Genomic DNA, 24,212 nt, shown 5'->3' on the forward strand with positions numbered 1-24,212 from the left:
GTTATTGGGGAAAGCACGTGCCTGAAAAAGGCACTTAGCCAAAAATGCTACTAAAATCTGCGGTAAGGTTTGCGACTTTTCGTCTTTTGCGGTAAATAGGCGAGCAACGCAAAATTCTTCCGTACATGAAAGCAAAATACATCCTGATGGCGATGCTATGCCTCCTGGCAGGTCAGCAGGCCTGGTCGCAGTCGGGCAAAAAGGGAAAAATGCTGAAGGCATTGATTATCGACGGGCAAAATAACCATACGCAATGGCCCAAAATCACGTATATGATGAAGAAGTACCTGGAGGAAACCGGGAAATTCAGCGTCGATGTACAGCGTACGTACTTTACCTGGAACGGTGATGATATTGATAAATACAAAATTGAGGGAGTGCCGGCCACAAAGGCTTTGCCGAAAGCCCGCATGGATTCAAGCTTTCACCCTAAGTTTTCGGACTATGATGTAGTCATCAGCAATTTCGGCTGGAATGCCGCGCCCTGGTCAGACGAAACCCAGGCCGATTTTGAGAAGTTTATCAAAGGAGGCGGTGGTCTGGTGGTTGTTCACGCGGCTGATAACTCGTTCCCGACCTGGCCGGCTTACAATAAAATGATCGGCCTTGGCGGCTGGGGCGACCGCACCGAAAAAGACGGGCCTTATGTCTATTACAATCAGGAGGGTAAGCTCGTACGCGACATGCAGCCGGGCAACGCTGGTTCGCATGGGGCGCAAAAAGAATTTCTGATTACCGTCCGTGAACCGAATCACCCGATTACGAAGGGAATGCCGCTGAACTGGATGCATACCAAGGACGAGATGTATGACCGCCTGCGCGGACCGGCCGAAAAAATGACGGTGCTGGCCACGGCTTTCTCGCCGAAAGACAATCGGGGGACGGATCGTAACGAGCCGATGCTGATGGTGATTGATTATGGCAAGGGTCGTATTTTTCATACGCCGCTGGGCCACGTCGATTATTCGGTAGAATGCGTTGGCTTCATCACCAGCCTGCAACGGGGGGCACAGTGGGCTGCCACCGGCAAAGTTGATATCCCGATTCCTGCCGACTTCCCGACCGAAAAAGCGGTCAGCGCCCGGCCGTTTAAATAGTTGTTACTGTATATTTTTGTCATCCCGACGGAGGAGGGATCTCTGGCCTCTGAGCGTTAAGAGATCCCTCCTCCGTCGGGATGACAAAAAATGAAAAAAAGTCATTTCCCCGCCAGGTGTTTCTGCCGGTATTCGAGCGGCGTGCAGCCTTTGACCTGACGGAACTGGCGGGCAATGTTTTTGGTGTCATTCAGGCCCATGTCGAGGGCAATTTCGAAGACGGTCATGTCGGTTTCGAGCAGCTTCTTCGAAAACTTTTCGATGCGCAGGTTCGCGATGTATTTGTAAATCGGGTAGCCGGTAATCTCCAGAAACCGTTTTTCGAGCGCGCGGCGTGACAACGGCACCTGTTTTACCACATCATCGACCTGCAGGTTTTTGTCGATGTTCTGGTGGATAAACTTCAGCGATGAGGCAATGTAATCGTCATGGGTTGCGTAAATGTCCGTCGACTGCCGGGTAACCACCTGCATGGGCTTAATGACAATGTCGTAATAGTGCTTTGTGCCGTGCTGAATCATCTGCTCAAGGAGGCGGGCGGCGTCGTAGCCGCCTTTTTCGGCATCAAGGGCAATGCTCGACAGGGGCGGGTCTGACAGGTCGCAGATCATCTCGTCATTATCAACGCCGATTACGGCAACTTCTTCCGGGATCCGGATGCCGGCATGGCGGCAGGCTTCGGTGATGTGCTGACCCTGCCGGTCGTCGCAGGCCATGATTGCAATGGGCTTGGGCAGCGACATGAGCCACTCACTCAGCGAACTCGGCAGGTAATACCATAAATCGCTGGCTCGTTTCTGGTTTTGCTTAAACGTATGGACCGTAAACCCCGATTCCTGAACCCGTTCCTCAAATCCTTCAAGCCGTTCCCGCGACCAGACAATTTCCTTAAAGCCATAAAACGCAAAGTTTTTAAAGCCCTTCGCCAGAAAATAGTCGGCCGCCAGCCTGCCGGTTTCGTGGTAAGCGCCCGTAATATTCGGAATGTCGGTAAAGCGTTCGTCAAAATCCTGGGCAATCACCGGTAGCCCCGATTCGATCAGTTTACTGACGTTTTTATCTTTCTCCTTATACAACTGACCGATGATGCCGTCGGCACCCCATTCACGGGCCCAGTTCAGAATGCCCTCAATACCGATGGTTTCACGGTAATAAAGCGGCATGCGGCAGAAAACCCACGGCCCGTGCTCGCGGGAATATTTCACAATCCCCTGCAACAACCGCTTGCTGAAGTCCTCCGAAAAGTCGATAAGCAGAATAATCTTATACATGGGTGAAAGAGCGAAAGAGCGGAAGAGCGAACGAGTGAAAGCATGAGTCGCTCTTTCACTCTCTCACTCTTTCGCTCTTTAAACGGATCCTGGCGTTGGTGACCAGCGGGCGGGCCCAGATGCCAATGCTGAAAATATAACCTAAGGTAAGGAATAAAAACAGCATGGCGGTGCGCAGTTCGGTTAGTTCGGCGAGCCCGCCGATGACGAGCGGCACAATAGCGCCTCCGGCAATGCCGGTGCAGAGAATGCCCGAAAAGGTGCCGTGGTGATGCGGAACCGAATTAAGCCCCAGCGATACCACAATCGACCACATCACCGACGCAAAGAACCCAACCGCCGGAAAGGCATACAGCGCTACCTCCCGCGACCCGAACAGACCGGCCCCCAGAGAGAGGATAGCGCCCACAGTGAAGAGACTCAGCACCAGCCGGCTGTCGAGGAATTTGAGCAGCAGCAGCCCGAGCAGACAGCCTACGGTCAATAACCCCCAGAAATACGAAATTACGGTTGCCCCCGTGGTCGCCGGGTCGACGTTATGGTAGGTCTGCAAAAATTTGGAAATCCAGTTAGCAACGCCCTGCTCGGTGCCGACGTAGGCAAAGATGCCGAAAAAAAACAGCCAGACGGTGCGGTTGCCCAGGAGGTCGCTGAAGGCTTTGCCGGTATCGATGCGCTCATCGTCGTTCAGCGCCACTTCAGGGAAACGGACCAGCCAGATTATCACCACCATCAGCAGAGCCGTTACGGCAAAGACCCAGTACAGCGACACCCATTTCAGGTCGGCCGGTACGAGTTGGTTAAACAGCGCAATGAGGCCGGAATCAGTAGTGCCGCTGTGCACGTGCTGTACCAGATAACTGTATAACAACGGGCTTAGAAAAGACGCCCCGCCGAAAAAAAGCTGGGCCAGTACCGAATTAAAGGCAAAATTGGCTTCCCCGCCCGCTACGCGCAGAAGCGGGTTGATCACGACCTGCAACATGGCCATGCCAATCCCGATCAGAAAAAGCGACAACAGAGACACACGGAAGCCGGGCACCAGTGCAAACAGCAGTGCCCCCGCAAAAGCGAGCAGAAACGCCCAGATCAGCACGCGCTTTTCGCGGTATTTTTCCACCAGAATCCCCGACGGGATCGACATCACCCCGTAGGCAACAAAAAACGCAAACGGCAGAAAACCCGCCAGCCCGATGCTCAGGTGAAAGCTCTGGATAATATCCGGAATAATTGGCCCCAGAATATTCGTCAGAAACGAAATGACAAAGAAAATAAGCAGAATCAGGACAACAATCAGGGTATTGGACTTCATGTCAAAGAGTGAAAGGGCGAAAGAGTGAACGAGCGGCGGTGGCTTAGTTGACTTCGGCGGTACGGCTGGAACGGTTGGCGAGATCGAAGCTTTTGAGCTTAACCGTACCCGATACCTTTACCGGACCGGTATAGGCCGTTGCCTGCGGAGTCGGCTCCGAACCGTCGGTGGTATACCGGATCGTCAGGCCCGGATACTCAACGTTGGCTTTGAGCAGGCCGTTTTCGATCACCGCGCCTGGTAAGGGCAGCCGGTAGGTGTAGCCGCCGTTGAGGCGGGACAGCCGGGGCAGATCCTTCCGGGCAATGGTATTGGCAAACACATTCCAGCCCTCTGCCATCGAGCGTTCACGGGCCGTTGGATTGTCGATGGTTTCCCACGGGCGGGCAGGGGCCCAGGCGCTTTCGGCAAAACCCAGCAGCTTCGGCAACGAGTAGTATTCAATCATGTCGCGGCCTTTGATGGTTTCGCTCCAGAGCTGGGCTTCCACGCCGATAATATTTTTCCGGGCTTCGGGCTTGAGCCGCACCTTGCCGGTAAACTCTTTGTCCAGTTTTTTGCCCATGCTGTTTTTAAACGTCGTCTTAAACATATCGTAAGGAGCAAACGTCCAGTTGCTGCGGGTATCGACAAAGCCGGCCCAGTACAGCCCCGGCTCTTTCGGATCGTTGTTGTAGGCAAGGTCAAAGTAGAAGTTCGAGACATTACACAGTACCACAGGATAACCGCCGTTGGCCAGCCGGTAGCCCAGATCATAGTCGAACAGGTTATTCCAGATGTAAGGAACCACACGACCGCCCGCAAATTCCGGATTAGCCATGTACTCGCCGTTCGGGGCTTTCAGCAGGGCAACTTCTTCCCAGCCATGAATCGTAAGGTTACGTTTTTTCAGCCGTTTTACCAATTCACGGAAAAAGTAAGCCTGTAAATTTTTGGGGTCGCCGATCTCCGGATGGTCGCGCAGGACCTTTGCCGCCTCGGGCGATTTAGTCCATGCGCCGCTGGCCACTTCGTCGCCGCCGGCATGCATGACGTCCATCGGTACACCGGCTTCCTTGTACATGTTCGTGATCTCATCCACCACTTTTTCGTAAAAGCGATAGGTCGATTCGCGGCCCACGCTGACCACATTGTCTTTATAGCCCTGGGCCGACTGATAGACCGATTTGTCGTCGGGGTCAATGAGGCGGTATTCGTTGGCTGCGGCGTCCTTCCCCTCCTTCATCAGCCGCTGGTACCGTGCTTCCATGGCTTTGATGGCCGCGCGGGCATGGCCGGGGAAGTTGAGTTCGGGAATGACTTTGATGTGCCGCGCTTTGGCATATTTCAGTATCTCAATAAAATCGGCTTTGGTGTAGAAACCACTGCCAAATTTGCCTTTGTCGTAGGCTTTCGGGCCCGAGCCATAGGCCGGATGCAGGGCCGCGGCCTCCATGCCCGACGTATGCTCCCGTTGCGCCCCCACCTGCGTCAGCTCGGGAAGCCCGTCGATTTCCAGCCGCCAGCCTTCGTCTTCGGTCGTGTAAAACAGGAAGTGATTCACCTTGTAAAAGGCCAGCAGGTCCAGAAAGCGCAGTATGGTTTCTTTGGTCTGAAAATTCCGGCTGACGTCCATGTGCAGTCCGCGGAAGCCAAACCGGGGCGCATCATCGACGCGGACAAAGCCGAGCGGAATCTGCCGGCTGTTGTTCAGATAGGCTTCTGCCGGCATCATCGCCAGCAGGCTCTGAACGCCGTAAAATGCACCCGCCGCATCGCCGCCGGTAATGGTGACGCCCCGTTGGTCGATGGTCAGGTTATAGGCCTCGTGCGTTTTGCCGTCGACGGTCACGGCACCGGTTTTAAGAAAAATTCCCGATGGTGCGTTGCCGGATGGTTGTATCGTGAAGTCTGCACCGGTAATGGCTTTTAATTTGTCGCGGAGGTAAGCGGCCTCGTTTTCAAGGCCCTTGGCTGCATAGATGGGCGTTTGCGGCGTAAGGGTAAACTGCCCGTTTTGTGGCGTAAGCCGGAAAGGGGAGGGAATAATCCGGAGCTGTTTGCCGGCCGGAATCAGGCTCGCCGACAGGTTATCGGCGTAGCGCGTCTGCGGTGTAATGATGGCCTCCAGTTCGTCGGTACCGCGCCGCAGCTGCTCATCGCGGACAAACGGTTTAACGGTGTAGTCGCCCACCTGCGCGATTTGCTTTTCCTTTCCGGTCTCATCATAAAAGACGACGTATAACCCCATTGGTGCATCCGTTTCCTTAATTACCGCTTCGGTCCCCGAATAGTTGATGTCAATGCTGGCACCGGGCTTGAGTGAAAACCCTTTTTCAGGGACGAGCTTGTACCAGTCGCCGTTGATATGCTGCACCGTTGCGGGTTGCGGGGTTTTGTTTGCCAGAACCGGCCGGGGCGCCATGTTAAAGAACAGCTTCCAGTTGGTATCGGTAAGGGTTTCGCCGGTGTTGTTGGTCAGCGTGAACCGGGCATTAAAGCCGGTGGGTACGTCGGTGAAATTCGTAAGCAGTTCCCACGAAACGGCGATCTTTGCCTCACCTTCTGAATTTTTCTGGTCTGATTGACAGCTTATTACGAAAAAGCTGGTTAACAGGAGCAACGCAGCAAAAAAAGTCCTCATCGATACGACGGTTAAGTAGTCCTAATAATACGGGAATGCGTACTAAAAATACCATTGTTGGCCAGGACTTTTCACCGTTTGCCATGCTTGCTAAACCCGCTGCCGGAACCGGCGAACTGCTTTCTTCATCAACCGCGCCGCACCGGCTGATCTCGCTCGATGCGATGCGCGGGTTTACCATAGCGGCCATGCTGCTGGTTAATTTTCCCGGCGACGGCGAGCAAGTGTACCATACGCTGCACCACACCATCTGGAACGGCCTGTCGTTTACCGATCTGGTCGCGCCGTTTTTCCTGTTTATCATTGGCGTGTCTATTGTGTTGGCCTACGCCGGACGGCTGGAATCCGGGGCGCCGAAAGGAGAAATGTACCGGAAGATCATTATCCGGTCGCTGAAGATTTTTGCGGTAGGAATGTTTCTGAACCTGCAACCCGACTTTGATTTCAGCACCATCCGCTGGACGGGGACGCTGCACCGGATTGCCATTGTCTTTATGCTGTGTGCGTTCATCTTCCTGAATACCAGCTGGAAACAGCAAGCCGGGCTGGCTGCCATCTTGCTGGTGGGATACTGGCTGGCGCTCACCCGGATCCCGACGCCGGGTGTCGGGAAAGTAATGCTGGAACCCGGCGTCAATCTGGTGGCGTGGTTCGACCGGCTGTATTTGCCCGGTAAAATGTGGCAGGGTACGTGGGACCCCGAGAGTATATTGAGTACGATCCCGTCGGTTGTTTCGGGGCTTACCGGTATGCTGGCCGGCCGGTTGATGCTAACCCCACTGAATCCGCACGTAAAGGTGAATTACCTCATGACGGCCGGGCTGCTGTCTGCCGCCACCGGCTATTTCTGGGGACTGATTTTTCCGGTCAATGAAAACCTGTGGACGAGTTCCTTTGTGATGGTGACGTCGGGATTTGCGGCCCTGGTGCTGGGGGCTACCTATTTCAGCGTCGACCTCATGGGGTATGTACGTGGTACAAAGCCCGGCATTATTTTCGGGGCCAATGCCATTGCCGTTTATGTGACCGGCGATTTGCTGGGCGTGATTTTTTACCGGCTGCCGGTGGGCGGTCTGGCCCTGAATCAGCAGTTTCAGCTAACCATGACCACGGCCGGTCTGGAACCAAAGTTTGTCAGTATGCTTTATGCCCTGCTCTTTGTGTGCCTCAATTTTATACCGGCCTGGTGGCTGTATAAGAAGAAGATTTTTGTTAAGCTGTAGAGGCTCATGCCAAAAGAGAACCTATGCTGTATGGATTGGATTTTGAGGCGAATGCCGCGTTGTTCAGTCATGAAGCATGACTTTTTTTTAAATAAGTTAACTGTTGATAGACTTATTTAGATCGTTTAATTAGCTTATTACTAGTTTATTATATCTGTAAGTATTAAAAAACCTATCTGATGTATATATTAATATAGTGTAATGTCTGGCATGATTTTGGTAACTATTTGGTTCAAAAAATCCATTATAGTTATCTTATGAGGATATTTTATTTAAATTCTCTCTCAAAAGGAGAAAACTTGCTTATTCAAAACAAAGGATCAAGGGGAATTTACATTAATAAGTTACTTATTCCGCTTGTGGTATTACTGGTCTTTGGTGCGGAGCAGGCGTTTTCTCAGGTATCGGGCCGTGTTTACCGTGAATTTAACATGAACGGGAAAGCAGATGCTGCAGTTTCGAATACGTTTTCAGACAAGGCAGGCAACAACGCCACGTCGATTCAGACACGGTATGCCGAAGTCGGGATACCCGGAGTAACCATTACCGTTTACGGGGACAATGAACAAATCCTTGGTACGGCTACCACAAACGCAACAGGTAGCTGGACGGTTACGGTCCCCGGATCGTATACGGCAACCAATGTGATTGTGGAATGTCAGCCACCGGCCAGTCTTGCTTTTTTGCAGACAGGGCCATTTGGTAATGATAACTCTACGACAGTCGCCAGGGTTGCTAAAACGGCAACGAATGTAAACTTTACGTTCGGACTTGGATCCGAACATGCACAGGACAATCCGGATCTGGCTATGGCCTGTTTTGCTTTACCAAACCCATCTGTTGCATCAGGAAGTCCGGGCACGGCCGAACCCATGGTCATCCGGTTCCCGTATAACAGTGGCGGCCCGCTAACGAACGGCACACGGGCGTCAACGACAGCAGGAAGTACCGGGCTGAATTATTATTCTGCCACAGAATACCCGGGGTCACCGTCAAAACAAGTGTTAACAACATTCGGGCAGACGGGAACGGTATATGGTGTTACGTATGATAAGCGGCGCAACCGCTTGTTTACCAGTGCCTTTGAGCGGGCTTATACGGGTATTGGGGCGGCCGGAGCCGGTGGTGAGGGCAGAATTTATGTGACGACCCTGGCTGCCAGCGGGTCGGCCGTATCAACGACTACCTGGCTGGATCTGGAAAGTGCCCTGTCGGCAAATGTCGCCGGCATTGATCCGGCCATTACAGGGGGGCTAAACTTTGTGTCCTCAAACGTTACGGTATCGTATTTTGAACACAATAAAATAGGTCATATCAGTCTCGGAGACCTTGAAATGTCGCCGGACGGGAAAACGGTTTATGTTGTCAATCTCTATTCTAAAGAGATTTATGGTATCCCGCTCAATGCCGACGGGACACCTAATACGGCGGGAATCAAAACATTTACCCCACCGAGTCCGTGTGCGTCGGGGAGTTTTAGTACTGATCCGGCCAGCCCGGCCGGTACACGGCCGTATAATGCCCTGCTCGGACTGGGCGTTCATCCGGAAACGGGCAGGGTATACTGTACAGTAACCTGTACAGGCCCAAGTTCGGCCAGTATGTCCGGAACTGTGTATTCATTTGATCCGGGGGCGGCAACACCTGCCTTTACGAACGAGCTACAGATTCCGCTGAATTTTACCTTTCAGACGGGTGACGACGGAACGGAGGGCAGTTACGCGAATGCGACAAATGACGCATGGACCACAATGGGGAACAACACCGTTGTGACAAATAACTATTCAGACCATACCTGGATGGCCGATATTGCGTTCGATATTGAACCCGACGGCACCACTTTTATGATTGTCGGTGGCCGGAACCGGTTTATGGATGCTACATCCGGAAGCCGCATTACGCATGGGCAAGGTCTCTGGCTGGCGGCACAGGACGGCAGCAGCTGGGTATTGGAAAATAATGGTGTTGCCGGTGACCGGACAACGGCAAATACCTTAACGCTTCCGTGGTTTTCTGTTCGAAACGGAAACGGCGTATTTTTTAACACAAATGGTTCGGAAGGTGCTGATGGCACAGGAAATATAGCGGCCATTCCCGGATTTACGGAAGTAGCGCTTGCCGGGGTAGATAATATAAAATCAGCCGGGAACAGTGGTATTACCTTTATGAAGCGGAGCGATGGTACCCGTACGCGTGATATCCTGCTCTTAGGAAGCCTCACGAACGGTGGTACAGCGCCAAGAGGCGAGGTGTACAAAGCAAACCTTTGGGGCGAAGTAGAAGCCCTGCTGGAACCGGCACCGCTTGAAATCGGAAATTACGTATTTGAAGACGTAAACAAAAACGGCATTCAGGATCCATCCGATCTGCCATTGGCCGGCGTAACCGTGAGCCTGATCAAAGATACCAATAACGATGGTTTGCCGAATGAGACCGCCATTGCGTCGACCACTACCAATGCCAGCGGGCAGTATTATTTTGACCGGACAGATGGCCTTGATTTCGAGACACAATACATTGTTGTTGTTAACAAAACAACTGACTTTTCGACGGGGGTTCTGAAAAACAAGCAGGCAACAACGGCCGATGTAAGCAGTAATTCGAAAGACTCACGAGACTCTGATGGCAAGGTAATCAGCGGAGGAACGGGGGTTTATGCCGTTGTGGTCACCGGTATTCCGGGCGAAAACAACCACAAGATCGACTTTGGCTTTATTACCGATATTGCGGCCATCACCGTAACGTCGACAAATGTATGTTCCGGTGGAACCGCGTTGCTGAATGCCACGGGTTGTTCCGGAACCGTAACCTGGTCTGACGGTACCACGGGCAATACCCTGACGACACCGGCCCTGACGCAACTGACAACCTATACCGCGACCTGTACAACCGCAGGCGGTTCAACAACGTATGCTGTCGGAGCCGTCAGCGTTTCGCCGTTACCGGTTATTACCATTCAGGCGAGCGCTACCAACGTAAACGTAAACACACCGGTAAGCCTGACCGCTTCGGGATGCGCCGGCGGTACGCTGCAATGGTCGACCGGCTCTTCGTTATCCGTTATCAGTGTAACACCCACAAATCCGTCCAATGTGTATTCGGCAACCTGTATTACGGGTCAGGGATGTAAGGGGTCTGTATCTGTCACTATCACTACCGGTCCTCCGGCAGTGATTGGGGTTAACGCGGCTACAATTTGCTACGGTACTACGGCTACGTTGAGCAGTACCGGTTGTTTAGGGGCGATAATATGGTCAACGGGCGCAACAACGTCATCCATAACGACACCGGCGCTGACGCAGACGACCAGTTATACCGCTACGTGTACAACCTCAACCTCGTCAACCTCGGTAGTGGCGACCGTAACGGTGATGCCGCAGCCGGTGCTGAGCCTGCAGGCGAGTTCAACGAATGTGACGGTGGGTACGCCGGTGAGCCTGTCGGCGATTGGTTGTGTGGGCACGGTGGCCTGGTCAACGGGTGGCAGCGGTAGCACAATCAGTGTGACGCCGACGCAGCCGATGCAGACGTATTCGGCGACCTGTACGACAGGGCCGGGCTGTACGACCACGGCGTCAATCATCGTGAATTCTATGACACCGGACGTTGTTCCTGACCTATTGACGGTGTGCTCCGGCAGCAGTGCGACGCTGACGGCTTCGGGCTGCAACAACGGGACGGTAACGTGGTCGAACGGTACGACGGGTAACAGCCTGATCACGCCGAACCTGACGCAGACAACGAGCTACACGGCGACCTGTACGACTCAGGCGGGTTCGGCTACGTTGTCGGTCAGCACGGTAGCGGTGTTGCCGCCGGTGAGTTTAACCGTTAGCCGTACGTCCTTATCAGGCGCAACATCCGTTACGGTGTCAGCGCGTGGATGTTCAAACGGAACATTAACGTGGTCAACCGGATCGGCAGATAATGGAAAAACAAGTATTATCGTTCCGGCCAACGTAAATAGCCCATACACCGTTACCTGTGTCAGCGGTCCCGGGTGTGTGGCAACCGGACGGATTTTTGTCGGTAGCGGCAGTGGCGGGACAAACGAATTTACCGTAAACGATGCCTTGATTTGTTCCGGTCAGAGTGCCACTCTGATTACCACGGCATGCGCCGGTACCGTCAGCTGGTTAGGAAGTGGCATCGCCGGGCAGACTACAAGCAGTGTGATCGTAAATCCAGCGCAGACAACAGCCTATACGGCCATTTGTACGAATGGCAGTACTGCACTCGAAGCCGAAGCGCTGGTTACTGTAACATCGGCGCCAGGCCTGACCTTAGCGGCATCCTCATTAACCGTACTAACAGGCCAGTCCGTTACGCTGACTGTAGCAGGCTGTCAGAGCGGAACCCTGAACTGGTCGACCGGTTCAGTTGATGACGGTAAAACCAGTATTGTTATCAGTCCGACAGCGACAACCGCTTATTCCGTAACCTGTATTGCCGGGCCACAGTGTGTGGGCACCGCACCGATTACGATAACAGTAGGTCAGCAACTGGTACCGCAGCTGAACCTGAAAAAGCTGGTGAGTAAGAGCAAAGGGCAAATCGGTGATGTGGTGAGCTATACCGTAATTCTGTACAATACCGGTAGTGGTCAGGCAACAAATACGGTTGTACGTGACTCAATATCAACGGGAGCAGTGATTATACCATCATCCGTTAGTGCCACTGTCGGAACGTTCGGATTGGGCACACCGGTGAGCAGCTGGTCAGTTGCCACTTTACCGGCGAATGCTACGGCAACACTGACATTCTCGGCCAGTCTGACAACGGAAGGAATTGCCTACAATACGGCTAAGATTCCGGGCATCACGGAAACGGTCTGTACCAGCGTTCCGTATAAAGTCTGCAAAGGCAGTACTTTTTCATTCGAGCTGGAAGCTCCGGCGGGCTTTACGAGCTATCAATGGCTGAAAAACGGTATTCAGGTGTATTCGGGTCCGCTGAACAGCTTTACGGCTACCGAAACCGGGGAATATGCCGTTACGGTCGACAATGTTCCGGGGTTATGTCCGGGTGGTTCATGCTGCCCGGTGATTATCGAAGCCGATAGCATTCCGGTATATACGGCTCAGGCAAAAGCACCAACCTGTATCGCCAATCAGCCGAATAGCGATGGCACGATTACGTTGTTTGGGCTTGGCTCAAATCCGGCCTCATACAGTTTTGCCATTTCGCAAGGTACGAGTTTTACCGCAACGAACCCGGTGGTTCAGGCTGTACCGGCCAATGGTGTCATTGCCACGAATCTGGCCGGTGACCGGCCATATGTCGTACGGGTATATAATGCACCTGGTTGTTTCAGGGATGTACGGGTAGACCTGGTGAATAATTGCCAGTGTCCGGCAGAGATTTGTGTACCGGTAACCATCCGGAAAACAAAGAGCCGGTTATAAGGAAAATAAGATAGCAAGTATACGTTTACACCCCGGATTAAATTAGTCCGGGGTGTTTTTGTTGGTCTGATTTCACTTTTCCAGAAACTCCTTCAGCAAATCCAGCTGGTCGGTGTTCAGTAAATCCACACCGGCCTCGCGCAGCTTAACCCACACGGCAGGGTTTTCCGGAGTGGCCCAGAGCCGGAGTTTTTTGCCTTCCTTGTGGGTTTGGTCTGCCAGTTGTTTCAGCTTCATGAACTCGTCGGCAGGCATATCGCCCTGGCCCCGCCACCGGACCTGATTCGGGTACGAGTCACTGATCACCGGCATCAGCGCCGGTTTAAATCCTTTGCCCAGATCACCGGGACGGCCGTCGATGGTCAGAAACTGATTCCGCGCCTTTTTCATGGTCTCAACCGGCCGGTTGCCCGACAGGATTACCGTGGTATGACTTTGCTGCAACAGCGTTTTATAGGGTTTCAGCGCTTTTTCGATTGCCTGGTACGTGGCTTCTGCTTCGGTTTTTGCATCGATCCATAGGTAGAAAGGGCCGCTGTAGCCCGCGAAAACCTGGCCCTGTACTTGCTTAATCCGGTCGGAGAGGGGTTTTAGATACAGGTTGTCCAGCGTTCTGGCCGGGTTGGTAAATGCGGGGCGGTCGTGGGCTACATAGAGCGTATCATGGATCAGATATACATCGGCTTCAACGCTGGTAAAGCCGTGCTCCAGCGCATCAAACAACGGCCGGTATTGCTCATAATCGTTATGCGAATGTGCTTGCGGCAGTGGTTTCACACCGGCAACCGGCTTCGGATAAACGGGCCGGAATACCGGTTGGGTCCAGGCCGTTTCGACGTCACCCGGGGCATACGGGTTAAACTTCGGCGTATCGGAGCTGATTTTGGCCCGGACAAACCAGACATCATCGGGCAGGGTATAGGCCGCCGTTGTGTCGGTCACTTCCCGCAGGATTTCCACCTGCTCTTTGCCTTTCCGGAGGCCAATAAACTGAATGGTATAGCTGGTTTTCGGGTTTGCCTTCACCCGTACGAACAGCGCTTGCCCTTGCTGCGGCAGTTGCTTTAGTTCGACGCCGGTTGTAGCATAAAACCGGCCGGCCTCCATGGCTTCGATCAGGGCTTTGGGCGATAAATCCGGCGCGTTGACCATCACCCAGCCACGGCCGGAATTACTGTACGCCGGACCAAACAGCGAATAATTATGGCTGTCGTCGGTGGCCAGACCAAACATGGGCGGCTGGCCGTTCAGGAGGAACCGCGCGTTGATTTTGTCCCACATCGTTTCGGTTCCTTCGCGGGTAGCATCGCCGTAATTGTTGACCAGCGGATGCCCGTTGAACACCTCAAAAAAGCGTTCGTGTTTGAGCTGCATCAGGTCATTGGCCGTAATGGCATAGTAAAAATTCGGGTGGTTGATGTGGGTAAACATCGGCTGACCGGTGAGGCGGCGCTGGGCCACAACGAGGTCAATGTTGTTCTGCATCACCTCCGCCACACTGTTGCCCGGCAGTGGCCGGATCAGGTTCTGTATGTTGGTTACGTTGATATGAATCGGTTTGCCCTGATAGCCCGTCGACATCTCCTCACTTTTCAGGATCAGAAATTTGCCGGATTCCTCGAAGTGCCCCCGATAGTCGCTGAGGTTTTTGAGGCGGACTTTCAGCGTATCGTTCGCGCCTTTGCGGTAGGTAACCCAATCGGGGCCGAATGTCTGTAGGTAGCGCTCAAACACCAGCCGGCGGTCTTTCTGGTGCGGGACGGTAACCCACTTTTCACCTTCCTGAATGGTGTTATGATCCGACAGCCCGACAAACTGATAGCCGTTGGCTTTGTACCAGTTCATGATCATTTCGGGGTATTCGTCGCCGTCGCTCCAGAGCGAGTGCGTGTGCAAATTTCCTTTGTACCAGTGTTGGGCCAGCAGGGCGGGGGAGGCGCCAAGCAGGCACAGTAAAGTCAGGATCTGTTTCATATGCGTCTGTTCATGGTCAAAAGCGGGGGGCTTCCCCTCTTTACTGACCATACGACGGCCATAAAAAAAGGGACCTCTTTCGAAGTCCCTTTTAACTATTTGATAAAACCGGCAGCTTACTGCGGGTTTTGTGTAACTAACCCGTTTGTATTCCGGATTTCGTCGTTCGGCAGCAGGAATTGCCAGCGCTTATCACCGGCAGGTACATCCATGACGCCGTTAGTAAACGTAGCGCTGTGGTTACCGCCATTCCGGTTCAGGGCGCTGTTGGTACGCTTCAGGTCATAGAACCGGAAGCCTTCACCCCAAAGTTCTACCCGGCGCTGGATCATGATCTCGTCGATCAGGGCCTGACCTGTGTTGGCCGACTTTTTGTACTGCGGATCGCGGTTAGCAGCCAACGTGTACAGAGCATCCTGCGCACCGGCGTTATTGCCTGAACGCGCTAAGGCTTCCGCTTCGATCAGGTACATTTCAGCTGCACGCATGTACGGTACATCCCCGATTGACAGGTTCACGTCGGCCACCCGGAATTTCTTCGGATGGTACGGATAACGCTGGAACGTTGAGGCCGGCAGCGGGAATTCAGCGGTATTCTTTCCGGTCGGATCCCACAGTTTCTTACGGACGTCAGTCGTTGAAATCTGGTTGTATAGCACCGAGTACATCACCTTCGGCGTCGAACGGATCGCTGTTGAGCTATAGTTGTTCGACATGTAGGCGAAGAACGAATAGAAGTAGTTGGTCTGATCGGCCACAATGCGCGACGACCACATCCATTCCTTATTCGTGTAGTTGTTGAAACCGCCGAGGTATTCATCATTGGTCATCAGGGTATAGCCGGTACGGGCTTCTTTCGCCAGTGTTGCTGCCGTTGCGTAATCCTGTTGGGTCAGGGCTACACGAGCCTTGATGCCTTTGGCAACGCTGATATCAAAGTGCGATTTGTCCAGACGGGTATAACCTGTAAAGAAAGAAATCGCGTCTGTCAGGTCTTTGTTGATCTGCGTATAGACTTCAGCAACCGTGTTCCGTGCTTTGGCATTGGTTGTCGGTTCCAGAATAAGCGGAACGGCTAAACCGCTGTTAGCAGCTCCGGCCGCAAAACGCTCTCCGTATAACTGAACCATCTGGAAGTACGCCCAGCCACGGTACGTCAACGCTTCGGCCTTGATGGCTTTTTTGTCAGCCTCCGGACCGGCAGCGTTATCGATGTTCGCAAGGATCATGTTGGCATTGCCAATGATCATGTAATAGAACGTGTAATTATAGTACGCGCTGGAACTGTTCGGGTCGCGGTGAGCAATCCACTGGTAATCATTGCGTAGCCATGTGTTCGATACGTTCGGGAAAACAAGGTCTTCACCGAGTATATCCATGTACAGCATGTTCCCTGACTGGCCACCCTGTGCCTGTACCGAGAAAATCTGTGAGTACATGATCCGGTGGATACCGTTCAGGGCTGCCCAGGCATTCTTCGTAGTACTGAAGGCATCCGCTGTCGCAACCTGATCCGTTGGTTTTGTTTCCAGGTAATCCTTTTCACAGGCGGTCAGGGACATGACAGCCAACAGGCCGACAACCCCTTTCTTTAATATATTTTTCATTGTGATTTTCTTACCGTTCAGTTTGTTTGATTAGAAACGAATACGTGCACCTAATGAAAGGACACGGTTAAAGTTGTACGTGTTATCGGTTGTACCGTTAAACGTACCGCTTACGTTCATACCGCGACGTGCCGAGAACAGCGCCAGGTTATCGCCGGTAAAGAATACACTGGCTTCTTTAGCGTTGATTGCCCCCAGAACAGAAGCCGGTAATTTATACGTCAGGCTTACGTTGGTGAACTGCAGGTATGACGCATCGGTCAGCCAGCGGGTGCTGCCACCAGCCAGGTTCGCCACGTTACCGGCGTCAAGACGAGGTACGGTTACGTCATCACCTTGTTTCTGCCAGCGGTTCTGAGCATCTACGTGCAGGGCGGTGCCGTATGAGCCACCGTGCATCAGCGACGCATACACACCGTCGTATACTTTACCACCTACCTGGTACGTAAACTGGAAGCCCAGCGTTACGTTCTTATACGTCAGGTTGTGGTTCATTGAGCCGTAGAATTTCGGAATCGATGAGAAGCCGGTGTACCGGTAGTTTGCTTCTGATACAACCGTAGTAACGGTATCCGAACCGATTACTTTAGCGTTTGTTGTCATTGCGTTTGTCCGATACAGCGCCGCACCTGTTTCTTTATCTACGCCATAAAACTCGCGCAGGTAGAAGTCATAGATAGAGTGGCCAACGCTATAGGCTTTTGTGCCTGATTGAATCAGTTGCTGGCTGTCCGGCATTTTCGTGATCTGGTTTTTGAACGATGTCCAGTTCAGGGTTGCCGAGTACGTGAAATCACCGCGGCGAACGATATCACCGGTAATCTGCAGCTCGATACCACGGTTGTAGAGGTTACCGATGTTTTTGTTCACCGAGAAACCACCAGAGAGTGTTCCTCCGCTTGACAGCGGTAGCGGCACGCTGAAGATCAGACCGGTTGTGGCGCGGTTGAAGTATTCTAAGCTACCATTGATACGGCCTTTGTACAGGCTGAAATCGATGCCGAGATCAAAGTTTTTCGATGTTTCCCAGGTCAGACCATCGTTGGCAATTGTTGCCTGTGTGAAACCCGGCTCCGCATTATTGTTACGACCTAAGTTGTACAGGGCCTGATAAGGATAGTAGTTCTGACCACCACCGCTGTTCAGAATACCGTCGCTACCTACGACACCGTAAGAGGCGCGTACTTTCAGAAGGTCTACCGCAGGCACGTTGAAGAAATCTTCGCGCTCGATGTTATACGCCCCACCAATTGACCAGAAGTTAGCCCAGCGAACGCCCGGCGCGAAACGTGAGTTACCGTCGCGGCGCAAAGAGGCATTCAGGATATATTTCTTGTCGTAGTCATAGCTGGCACGGCTGAAGAAGCTTTCGATCCGGTAGTTATCTTCGTACGAAGACACGTTCAGCACGGTAGCGAAGTTGGGCAGTTCGGTGATCCCGTCAACGATAATGCCTGAACGGGCACCTACTTCGTAGTTATACGTATAATAGTAGTTCTCGTGGCCACCCAGCACATTGAAGTGGTGCTTGTTGATGGTTTTGTCGTACTCTAACAACTGGTTGAATGTCGAGCTGGTTGTGCGGTACAGATAATGGTATGCACGGCCGGCCGGCGCACCGTCACCGATTGTCGGGTTGTCGTATGTCCGGTAGTGCGTATCCTGTAAGTCAAAGCTCAGGTTCGTCGTAGCTTTCAGACCAGGCAGGATGTTTACGGTTGCATACGTACGGGCACCTACTGTACCACGGATTTGCTTACGGGCATTCAGCTCGTTTTCCCACACTGCATGACGGCCGCTTGAGTAAGGGCGTGTATCCCCCTGATCGTAAATCTTGTTGCCATTGGCATCCAGAACATACGCACCGGTTGTCGGATCATGCTTGTAAATCGGGTAAATCGGGCCGGCGTAACGCGAGAAATAGAACGGGTTGATGAATGATGTACCACCATCAGAACCGGCATCTACATTCGCACGGCTATAGCTACCACTCAGGTTGATACCTGCTTTCAGCCACTTTGTCGCCTGCTGATCGATGCTCACACGGCCGGTAAAACGCTCCAGATCCGATTTCAACAGGTAACCCTGCTCTTTCGTATAGCCAAATGAAGCAAAGTGAGCTGTTTTAGACGTACCGCCATCATAGTTGATCGAGTAGTTCTGACGGTTCTGACCACCGCGCTGAATAGCTTTTGCCCAGTTCAGGTCGTCTGCATATAATAGTTGTGCGTTCGGGTTCAGAACACCATTCGCATCAACGATCTGGTTTTTAGCCACGTTAAACGGATTGTAGATCAGCAGATCCGCAATGCCTGTATACGTTTTGCCACCGTATGACGTAGTCAGACCCGAAGCAATGCCACCCGCATCCGCCAGTGGAATTTTAGACGCACCGTATACCAGGTTATTCCGGTAAGCTTCCCACATCAATGGGTAGTACTGCTGTGCATTTACCGTTTCGTATTCCGGCAAGCCGCGTGAAATAGCACCGGCTGATGCGTTTACGGTAAAGTTGCTGCGACCTTCTTTGCCTTTTTTAGTCGTGATCATAACCACACCGTTGGCACCACGTGAACCGTAGATAGCCGTTGTAGACGCATCCTTCAGCACTGAAATAGTCTCAATATCATCCGGGTTAAGCGTAACAGTTGAGGCATCAAACGGAACGCCGTCTACTACGTACAACGCACTGTTTGACGAAGAGATCGATCCGAAACCGCGGATACGGATTGCCGGCGCAGAGCCCGGCGCACCACCGGCCATCGTTGTCTGAACGCCCGGAGCCGCACCTACCAGCGCGTTGAGCGGGTTGGCCTGTGCGCGTTTCGAGATATCCAGTGACGTAATCTGTGCTGACGAGCCCACGTGCGTGGCCTTGTTGACAGTACCGTAACCAACAACCATTACTTCACCCAGTAACTGGGCGTCTGATTCGAGGGTGATGTTTACCGTTGATTTGCCGTTGACAGGTACTTCTGTTTTGACAAAACCAATTGAGCTGATCACCAGAACCGCCGAATTGTTGTTTACTGAAATTGAGTATTTACCGTCCTTGTCCGTAACCGTACCGACAGTAGTTCCTTTCACCAGAATGCTGACGCCTGGCAACGTTGTCCCATCTTCTTTTGACGTGATGGTCCCTTTGACAACACTCTGACCAAAAACCAGGTTGCTGGTCCAGAGTAGCGCAAACAGTACGATAAAACTTCGTAAAAACTTAGACATAAGTTTGCTTTTAGCTAATCGACAAAGTTTGATTAAACAATTATTAACGAACGAAGTTCTTAAAAATCTACCATTTTTCACAATAAATACATTAGAAAAAAATTAGAGTATACTTTTTCGGGCTTATTTGGCGATTCTGGCTATTTGGCCAGATTTGATCCATGATATTGGAATAGCGTCAAAATAATATATGGTAAGTATTAGCTAGACAAAAGCGGAAAATATATAAGTATCCCGTTTAGGTATATTTATATGCCATTCAATAAATATTAAAGGAACGGTAAAAGGCCTATAAATATTGTTTTTGTCCAAAAAACCAATAGCCGGTGTCCCCCAATTTGGGGGAGAAGACGGGTAGTACATTAAGGGATAGTTAACGAAAGAGAGGCTTAAGAAGGGGTAGTATTATTGTAACCTAAAGAGGGAAAGCATTGATTATTAATAAATCTGTAACGGCGGTAAGCCATTAAAAAGGCGACCATACACAGGTCGCCTTTTTAATTATGCCGGCCAGTACCGGGCTATTTTTTTCCGGAGAAAGGCGACGCTTCGTGCCAGCTGCTCCATGCCGTCGACTCCGTCTTCGATGCTGATCCAACTGTCGAAGCCTACCCGTTTGAGTTCGGTAAAGATGGCGTCATAGTCATTCAGCCCCTTGCCGATTTCGCCGTGGCTGAGCCGTTTGGCATAACCGGCTACGCCGCCTTCTTCGCGCCGCAGGTCTTCGATCGTGCCCTCAAGCAGGTAGCGGTCACTGGCGTGCATGGTTACCACACGGTCTGATACCCGTTTGAGTAGTTCGAGGGGCTCTTCACCCGCCAGAAAGGTGTTGCTCGGGTCATAATTCACGCCGAAGTTCGGATGATGAATCCGGTCGACGAGCTGACAGAATACATCCATTTTCTGGGCAAATTCCGGATATTCCCAGAAATCATCCTTGTAATGGTTTTCAATGATCAGGGTGATCCCGCGCTCCTGTGCGTAAGGCAGGCAGGCTTCGATGCATTCTGCTGCCAGCCGGATTCCTTCTTCGATTGACAGTTCGGGCCGCCGCTGTCCCGACAGAACGCGGCAATACGAACCGCCCAGCACCTGTGTCATGTCGATCCACCGCTTTTGCTTAGCGATCTCATTCGCACGGAAAGCTGGGTCGGGATGCGTAAAATCGGGCGAGCAGCAAAGCATCGGAATGACCTTACCGTGCGCTTCGACCTGCTGACGGAATTTGGGCCAGTTGGCTTCGTCGGCCATTTCGAGGAAGCCGGCGTACCACTCAAGTCCGTCAATATCCAGTTGTACGGCGAGGTCAATCCATTCGGAAACGGTCATGGTCCCGTCTTTACACAAGGCGTGCATAAAGGCTTTGGGGAAGGCGGCTAGTTTAGGCATTTGTTTTTTGGGGTTACTGGATGTTTGATGCTGGATGTTTGCTGCTGGATACTGGATGTTTGAATACCGGATACTGGATGTTTGCTGCTGGATGTTGGATGTTCTGGGTTGTTTTGATAGTTGCCGTATCACTCTTTCGCTCTTTTGCCGCAAAGCGGCCGCTCTTTCACTCTTTAAGCGCCGGCAGGGCGTCGGCATCTTTGGGTGGGTTGCGGCCGATGAGCGGGTATTGCTCCAGGTCGACTACCTGACCGCTGATGGGCCCGCTTTCGTCGGCAAGCCAGTAGATGGCGGCGGCGGCAATCTCTTCGGGTCGCAGAATCCGGCCGGCGGGGGCGAGTGTACGCGGAAGCTCCTGGTGCCAGCCATCGGCCAGACCCTGTCCGCGTTTCTGAGCCAGTTCTTTCTCAGTTAGCACCCACCCCGGATTTACCTGATTGACGCGTACGCGGTTCTCGCGGTGCAGGGTGTCACCCAGATTACGGGTCAGGGTCATCAATGCCCCTTTTGAGGCACTATACGGCACCAGATCGGGTTCGCCGCACCAGGCATTGGCTGAGCCGATGTTCAGCACTGCTCCCCGCGTCTGTGTCAGATGGGGAAGGGCGGCCTGAATCAACGCAAACGGCGCCAGCGTATTCACTTCCAGAACCGTTCTGAAAAACGCCAGAGAGGTCGTATGAATGTTGCTCGTTGCAATCATCGCCGCGTTGTTGACGATACCGTCGAGCTGACCGAACGCATTCAGGGCCTGGTTGACCAGCCGTTGCGGCGCCCCGTCGGCAGTGATATCCTCCAGATGCAGTACCGCCTTGTCGGCTCCCAGTTCGGTAACCAGTGCTTCTCCGGCCTCCTGCTGATCGAGCCCGTGAATGACTACGCGTGCTCCTTCGGCCACACACCGGCGGGCAATAGCCTTTCCGATTCCCGTACAGCTGCCGGTAACGATAATGACTTTATTGATTAAACGCATGTTTTGCTGGATGCTATTTTTTGTCATCCCGACGGCGGCCCGGTCCTTTGCCGGGATGACAAAAGCAAAAAAAATTAAACCCCCGGCCGGAGAACACTTTTAACAACTTCCCCGTGGTGCATTTTGTCGAACGCTTCGTGCCAGTCGGTGGTTGACCAGACGCCGCCGATGATGGGTTTGACATTGAGCTGGCCGCTTGCCAGCAGCGCAATTACCCGCTCCCAGATCGGCCAGTTATGGCTGAAACTACCTTGCAGGGTTACGTTTTTCTGCACCAGCGGATCAAGTGAAAAGTTAAGGGGTTGCGGGCCCCAGCCGACTTTGGTGATGTGGCCGTTCGGGCGAACCAGCTGCATGGCAATACGCAAAGTTGCACTGGCACCGGCTGCGTCGATGATGCAGTCGGCTCCGAGGCCGTCGCGGGCAAGTGCCCAGGCTGTTGCATCGCCGATGATACCGGTACAGCCGTACTGTTTTTCCGCAATGGCAAGCCGCTGCCGGTCGTTTTCAAGACCGACAATCGCCACTTCGGCCCCGCAAAGGCGTGCGACGGCCGCGCAGAGGATGCCGATTGTTCCCGGACCGAGCACAATCACACGGTCGCCCGGGCGGATGCGGCTGTTGCCGACCACGGCATTATACGCCACGCAGCAAGGTTCGGTCAGGCAGGCTTCCTCAAAGGGGAGTTGCGCCGGAACGGCATGGAGGCAGCGGGCCGGGACGCGGACAAACTCAGTCATGGCTCCGTTGACTCCGTAGCCGAAGCCTTTACGGGTGGGGTCAAGGTTGTACATGCCCTGGCGGGTCATGGGGTTGTTGAGGTCAACAATCGCTGCGGTTTCACTCACGACACGGTCGCCTTCCTGCCAGCCCGTTACGCGGCTGCCGATTTCGACAATGTGGCCGCCGAACTCATGACCCAGCACCACCGGATAGTTAACCGGCCAGCTATGATCGGCTGTCCACTGGTGCAGGTCACTGCCGCAGACACCGACGTTAGCTACCTGTAACAATACGTCATCGTCGCCGATGGTTGGTTTCGGAATATCCCGGATCTCAACACTGCCGCGCTCCGGCGCATAATTTACAACTGCAAGCATATATGTTAAAGGGTGAAAGAGTGGCCGCTGTGCGGCAAAGAGTGAAAGAGCGAAAGAATGAAAGAGTGACCGCTATGCGGCAAAGAGTGAAAGAGCGAAAGAATGAAAGAGTGACCGCTGTGCGGCAAAGAGCGAAAGAGTGAAAGCGAAATCGCTCTTTCACTCTTTATCACTTTCGCTCTTTAATTCCCGTAGGCATGAACGGCATCGCAGATCAGGCGGAGGGAGTGTTCGAGGTCGCCGTCGGCGGTCTTAAAGGCATCGGCATCGATGGTCAGGGGAGCACCCAGTACCACCAGCGGGGCACCGTATTCCGGGCAGCGGATTGCCTGTTCGAGCGACAGACCACCCACGGCCTGTACCGGAATGCTGACCGCTTCCACTACTTCCCGGAGCTGATCCATCGGGCTGGGCATCCGGAGGCCCTGTGCGGCAATGCCGCGGCGTTCGTCGTAGCCGATGTGGTGTACAATGTAGTCGCAGCCAAGGTCTTCGAGCCACCTGGCCCCGGCTACCATATCCGGGCATACCATGTTGTCGCCCATGACCTTTACCCCGAAATCACGGCCGGCCTGTACGACACATTTAACGGTTTCGGCGTGGGCGCGGGCCATGACCACCACATGGGTAGCGCCGGCTTTGGCCATCATTTCGGCTTCCAGATAACCGCCATCCATCGTTTTCAGGTCGGCGACAATCGGAATACCCGGAAAGGCTTCCCGCAGTTTCCGGACGCCATGCAGGCCTTCCGCCAGAATCAGCGGGGTACCGGCTTCGAGCCAGTCGACCCCGGCCCGCAGAGCCATGGCGGCGGTTTCCAGGGCTTCATCAATGTTGGTTAAATCAAGCGAGATCTGAACAATCGGACGCATGTATATAAAGAGCGAATGAGTGATAGAGCAATAAAGTGAATGAGCGGCCGCCGCGCGGTAAATGAGCGCGCCGCGTAGTCTGGCCCCGTAGGACCTTTGGTTATGATGAATGTTTCGTGATCGGTTCAGCCAAATCCCCTT

General features: G+C 53.1%; 13 protein-coding genes. 3 read left to right on the top strand and 10 right to left on the bottom strand.

Annotation, left to right across the window (positions count from 1 at the left end; genetic code table 11):
- Positions 1–125: 125 nt before the first annotated feature.
- On the top strand, positions 126–1,097 hold the full coding sequence (locus BLX24_RS00340; RefSeq protein ID WP_071501111.1) for a ThuA domain-containing protein: 972 nt from the start codon (positions 126–128) through the stop codon (positions 1,095–1,097).
- Between the two features lie 101 nt (positions 1,098–1,198).
- Here BLX24_RS00340 and BLX24_RS00345 read toward each other — a convergent pair whose 3' ends face one another.
- Genes BLX24_RS00345 through BLX24_RS00355 form a run of 3 tightly spaced genes read right to left on the bottom strand, consistent with a single transcriptional unit; the run spans position 1,199 to position 6,303 of the window.
- The gene (locus BLX24_RS00345) at positions 1,199–2,368 is read right to left on the bottom strand and encodes an AraC family transcriptional regulator (protein WP_071501112.1); all 1,170 of its coding nucleotides are present in this window, start codon (positions 2,366–2,368) and stop codon (positions 1,199–1,201) included.
- 55 nt (positions 2,369–2,423) lie between these two features.
- Entirely contained in the window at positions 2,424–3,680 is a 1,257-nt protein-coding gene (locus BLX24_RS00350) for an MFS transporter (RefSeq protein WP_071501113.1), read from the bottom strand.
- Between the two features lie 43 nt (positions 3,681–3,723).
- Entirely contained in the window at positions 3,724–6,303 is a 2,580-nt protein-coding gene (locus tag BLX24_RS00355; protein ID WP_071501114.1) for a family 20 glycosylhydrolase, read from the bottom strand.
- A gap of 83 nt (positions 6,304–6,386) precedes the next feature.
- On the opposite strand from BLX24_RS00355, the gene BLX24_RS00360 reads away from it, so the two are divergent.
- Complete coding sequence (locus tag BLX24_RS00360; protein WP_071501737.1) at positions 6,387–7,526, top strand: acyltransferase family protein; 1,140 nt, start codon at positions 6,387–6,389, stop codon at positions 7,524–7,526.
- Positions 7,527–7,825: 299 nt separating this feature from the next.
- Positions 7,826–12,931, top strand: coding sequence for an SdrD B-like domain-containing protein (locus BLX24_RS00365; protein ID WP_071501115.1), 5,106 nt, complete (start codon positions 7,826–7,828; stop codon positions 12,929–12,931).
- 72 nt (positions 12,932–13,003) lie between these two features.
- On the opposite strand, the gene BLX24_RS00370 is transcribed toward BLX24_RS00365, so the two are convergent.
- The 7 genes from BLX24_RS00370 to BLX24_RS00400 all read right to left on the bottom strand — a co-directional run bounded on the left by BLX24_RS00370 (position 13,004) and on the right by BLX24_RS00400 (position 24,071).
- On the bottom strand, positions 13,004–14,905 hold the full coding sequence (locus BLX24_RS00370) for a histidinol-phosphatase (RefSeq protein ID WP_071501116.1): 1,902 nt from the start codon (positions 14,903–14,905) through the stop codon (positions 13,004–13,006).
- A gap of 116 nt (positions 14,906–15,021) precedes the next feature.
- Positions 15,022–16,512, bottom strand: a complete 1,491-nt coding sequence (locus BLX24_RS00375) for a RagB/SusD family nutrient uptake outer membrane protein (RefSeq protein WP_071501117.1) — start codon at positions 16,510–16,512, stop codon at positions 15,022–15,024.
- 30 nt (positions 16,513–16,542) lie between these two features.
- Positions 16,543–19,737, bottom strand: coding sequence for a SusC/RagA family TonB-linked outer membrane protein (locus tag BLX24_RS00380; RefSeq protein ID WP_071501118.1), 3,195 nt, complete (start codon positions 19,735–19,737; stop codon positions 16,543–16,545).
- 501 nt (positions 19,738–20,238) lie between these two features.
- A complete protein-coding gene (locus tag BLX24_RS00385) occupies positions 20,239–21,126 on the bottom strand; it encodes a sugar phosphate isomerase/epimerase family protein (protein ID WP_071501119.1) in 888 nt (295 codons plus the stop codon).
- Between the two features lie 166 nt (positions 21,127–21,292).
- On the bottom strand, positions 21,293–22,099 hold the full coding sequence (locus BLX24_RS00390) for an SDR family oxidoreductase (RefSeq protein ID WP_071501120.1): 807 nt from the start codon (positions 22,097–22,099) through the stop codon (positions 21,293–21,295).
- A gap of 74 nt (positions 22,100–22,173) precedes the next feature.
- Positions 22,174–23,199, bottom strand: a complete 1,026-nt coding sequence (locus BLX24_RS00395) for a zinc-binding dehydrogenase (protein WP_071501121.1) — start codon at positions 23,197–23,199, stop codon at positions 22,174–22,176.
- A gap of 182 nt (positions 23,200–23,381) precedes the next feature.
- Positions 23,382–24,071 carry an orotidine 5'-phosphate decarboxylase / HUMPS family protein gene (locus tag BLX24_RS00400; RefSeq protein WP_071501122.1) on the bottom strand — a complete coding sequence of 230 codons (690 nt, stop codon included), beginning with the start codon at positions 24,069–24,071 and terminating at the stop codon, positions 23,382–23,384.
- Positions 24,072–24,212: the final 141 nt, after the last annotated feature.

This window comes from Arsenicibacter rosenii (genome assembly GCF_001870735.1).
Taxonomy (GTDB): domain Bacteria; phylum Bacteroidota; class Bacteroidia; order Cytophagales; family Spirosomataceae; genus Arsenicibacter; species Arsenicibacter rosenii.

Coding starts and splice junctions, on each gene's coding strand:
- BLX24_RS00340 (WP_071501111.1), top strand. CDS start 126: ATGAAAGCAAAATACATCCTGATGGCGATGCTATGCCTCCTGGCAGGT.
- BLX24_RS00345 (WP_071501112.1), bottom strand. CDS start 2,368: ATGTATAAGATTATTCTGCTTATCGACTTTTCGGAGGACTTCAGCAAG.
- BLX24_RS00350 (WP_071501113.1), bottom strand. CDS start 3,680: ATGAAGTCCAATACCCTGATTGTTGTCCTGATTCTGCTTATTTTCTTT.
- BLX24_RS00355 (WP_071501114.1), bottom strand. CDS start 6,303: ATGAGGACTTTTTTTGCTGCGTTGCTCCTGTTAACCAGCTTTTTCGTA.
- BLX24_RS00360 (WP_071501737.1), top strand. CDS start 6,387: ATGCTTGCTAAACCCGCTGCCGGAACCGGCGAACTGCTTTCTTCATCA.
- BLX24_RS00370 (WP_071501116.1), bottom strand. CDS start 14,905: ATGAAACAGATCCTGACTTTACTGTGCCTGCTTGGCGCCTCCCCCGCC.
- BLX24_RS00375 (WP_071501117.1), bottom strand. CDS start 16,512: ATGAAAAATATATTAAAGAAAGGGGTTGTCGGCCTGTTGGCTGTCATG.
- BLX24_RS00380 (WP_071501118.1), bottom strand. CDS start 19,737: ATGTCTAAGTTTTTACGAAGTTTTATCGTACTGTTTGCGCTACTCTGG.
- BLX24_RS00385 (WP_071501119.1), bottom strand. CDS start 21,126: ATGCCTAAACTAGCCGCCTTCCCCAAAGCCTTTATGCACGCCTTGTGT.
- BLX24_RS00390 (WP_071501120.1), bottom strand. CDS start 22,099: ATGCGTTTAATCAATAAAGTCATTATCGTTACCGGCAGCTGTACGGGA.
- BLX24_RS00395 (WP_071501121.1), bottom strand. CDS start 23,199: ATGCTTGCAGTTGTAAATTATGCGCCGGAGCGCGGCAGTGTTGAGATC.
- BLX24_RS00400 (WP_071501122.1), bottom strand. CDS start 24,071: ATGCGTCCGATTGTTCAGATCTCGCTTGATTTAACCAACATTGATGAA.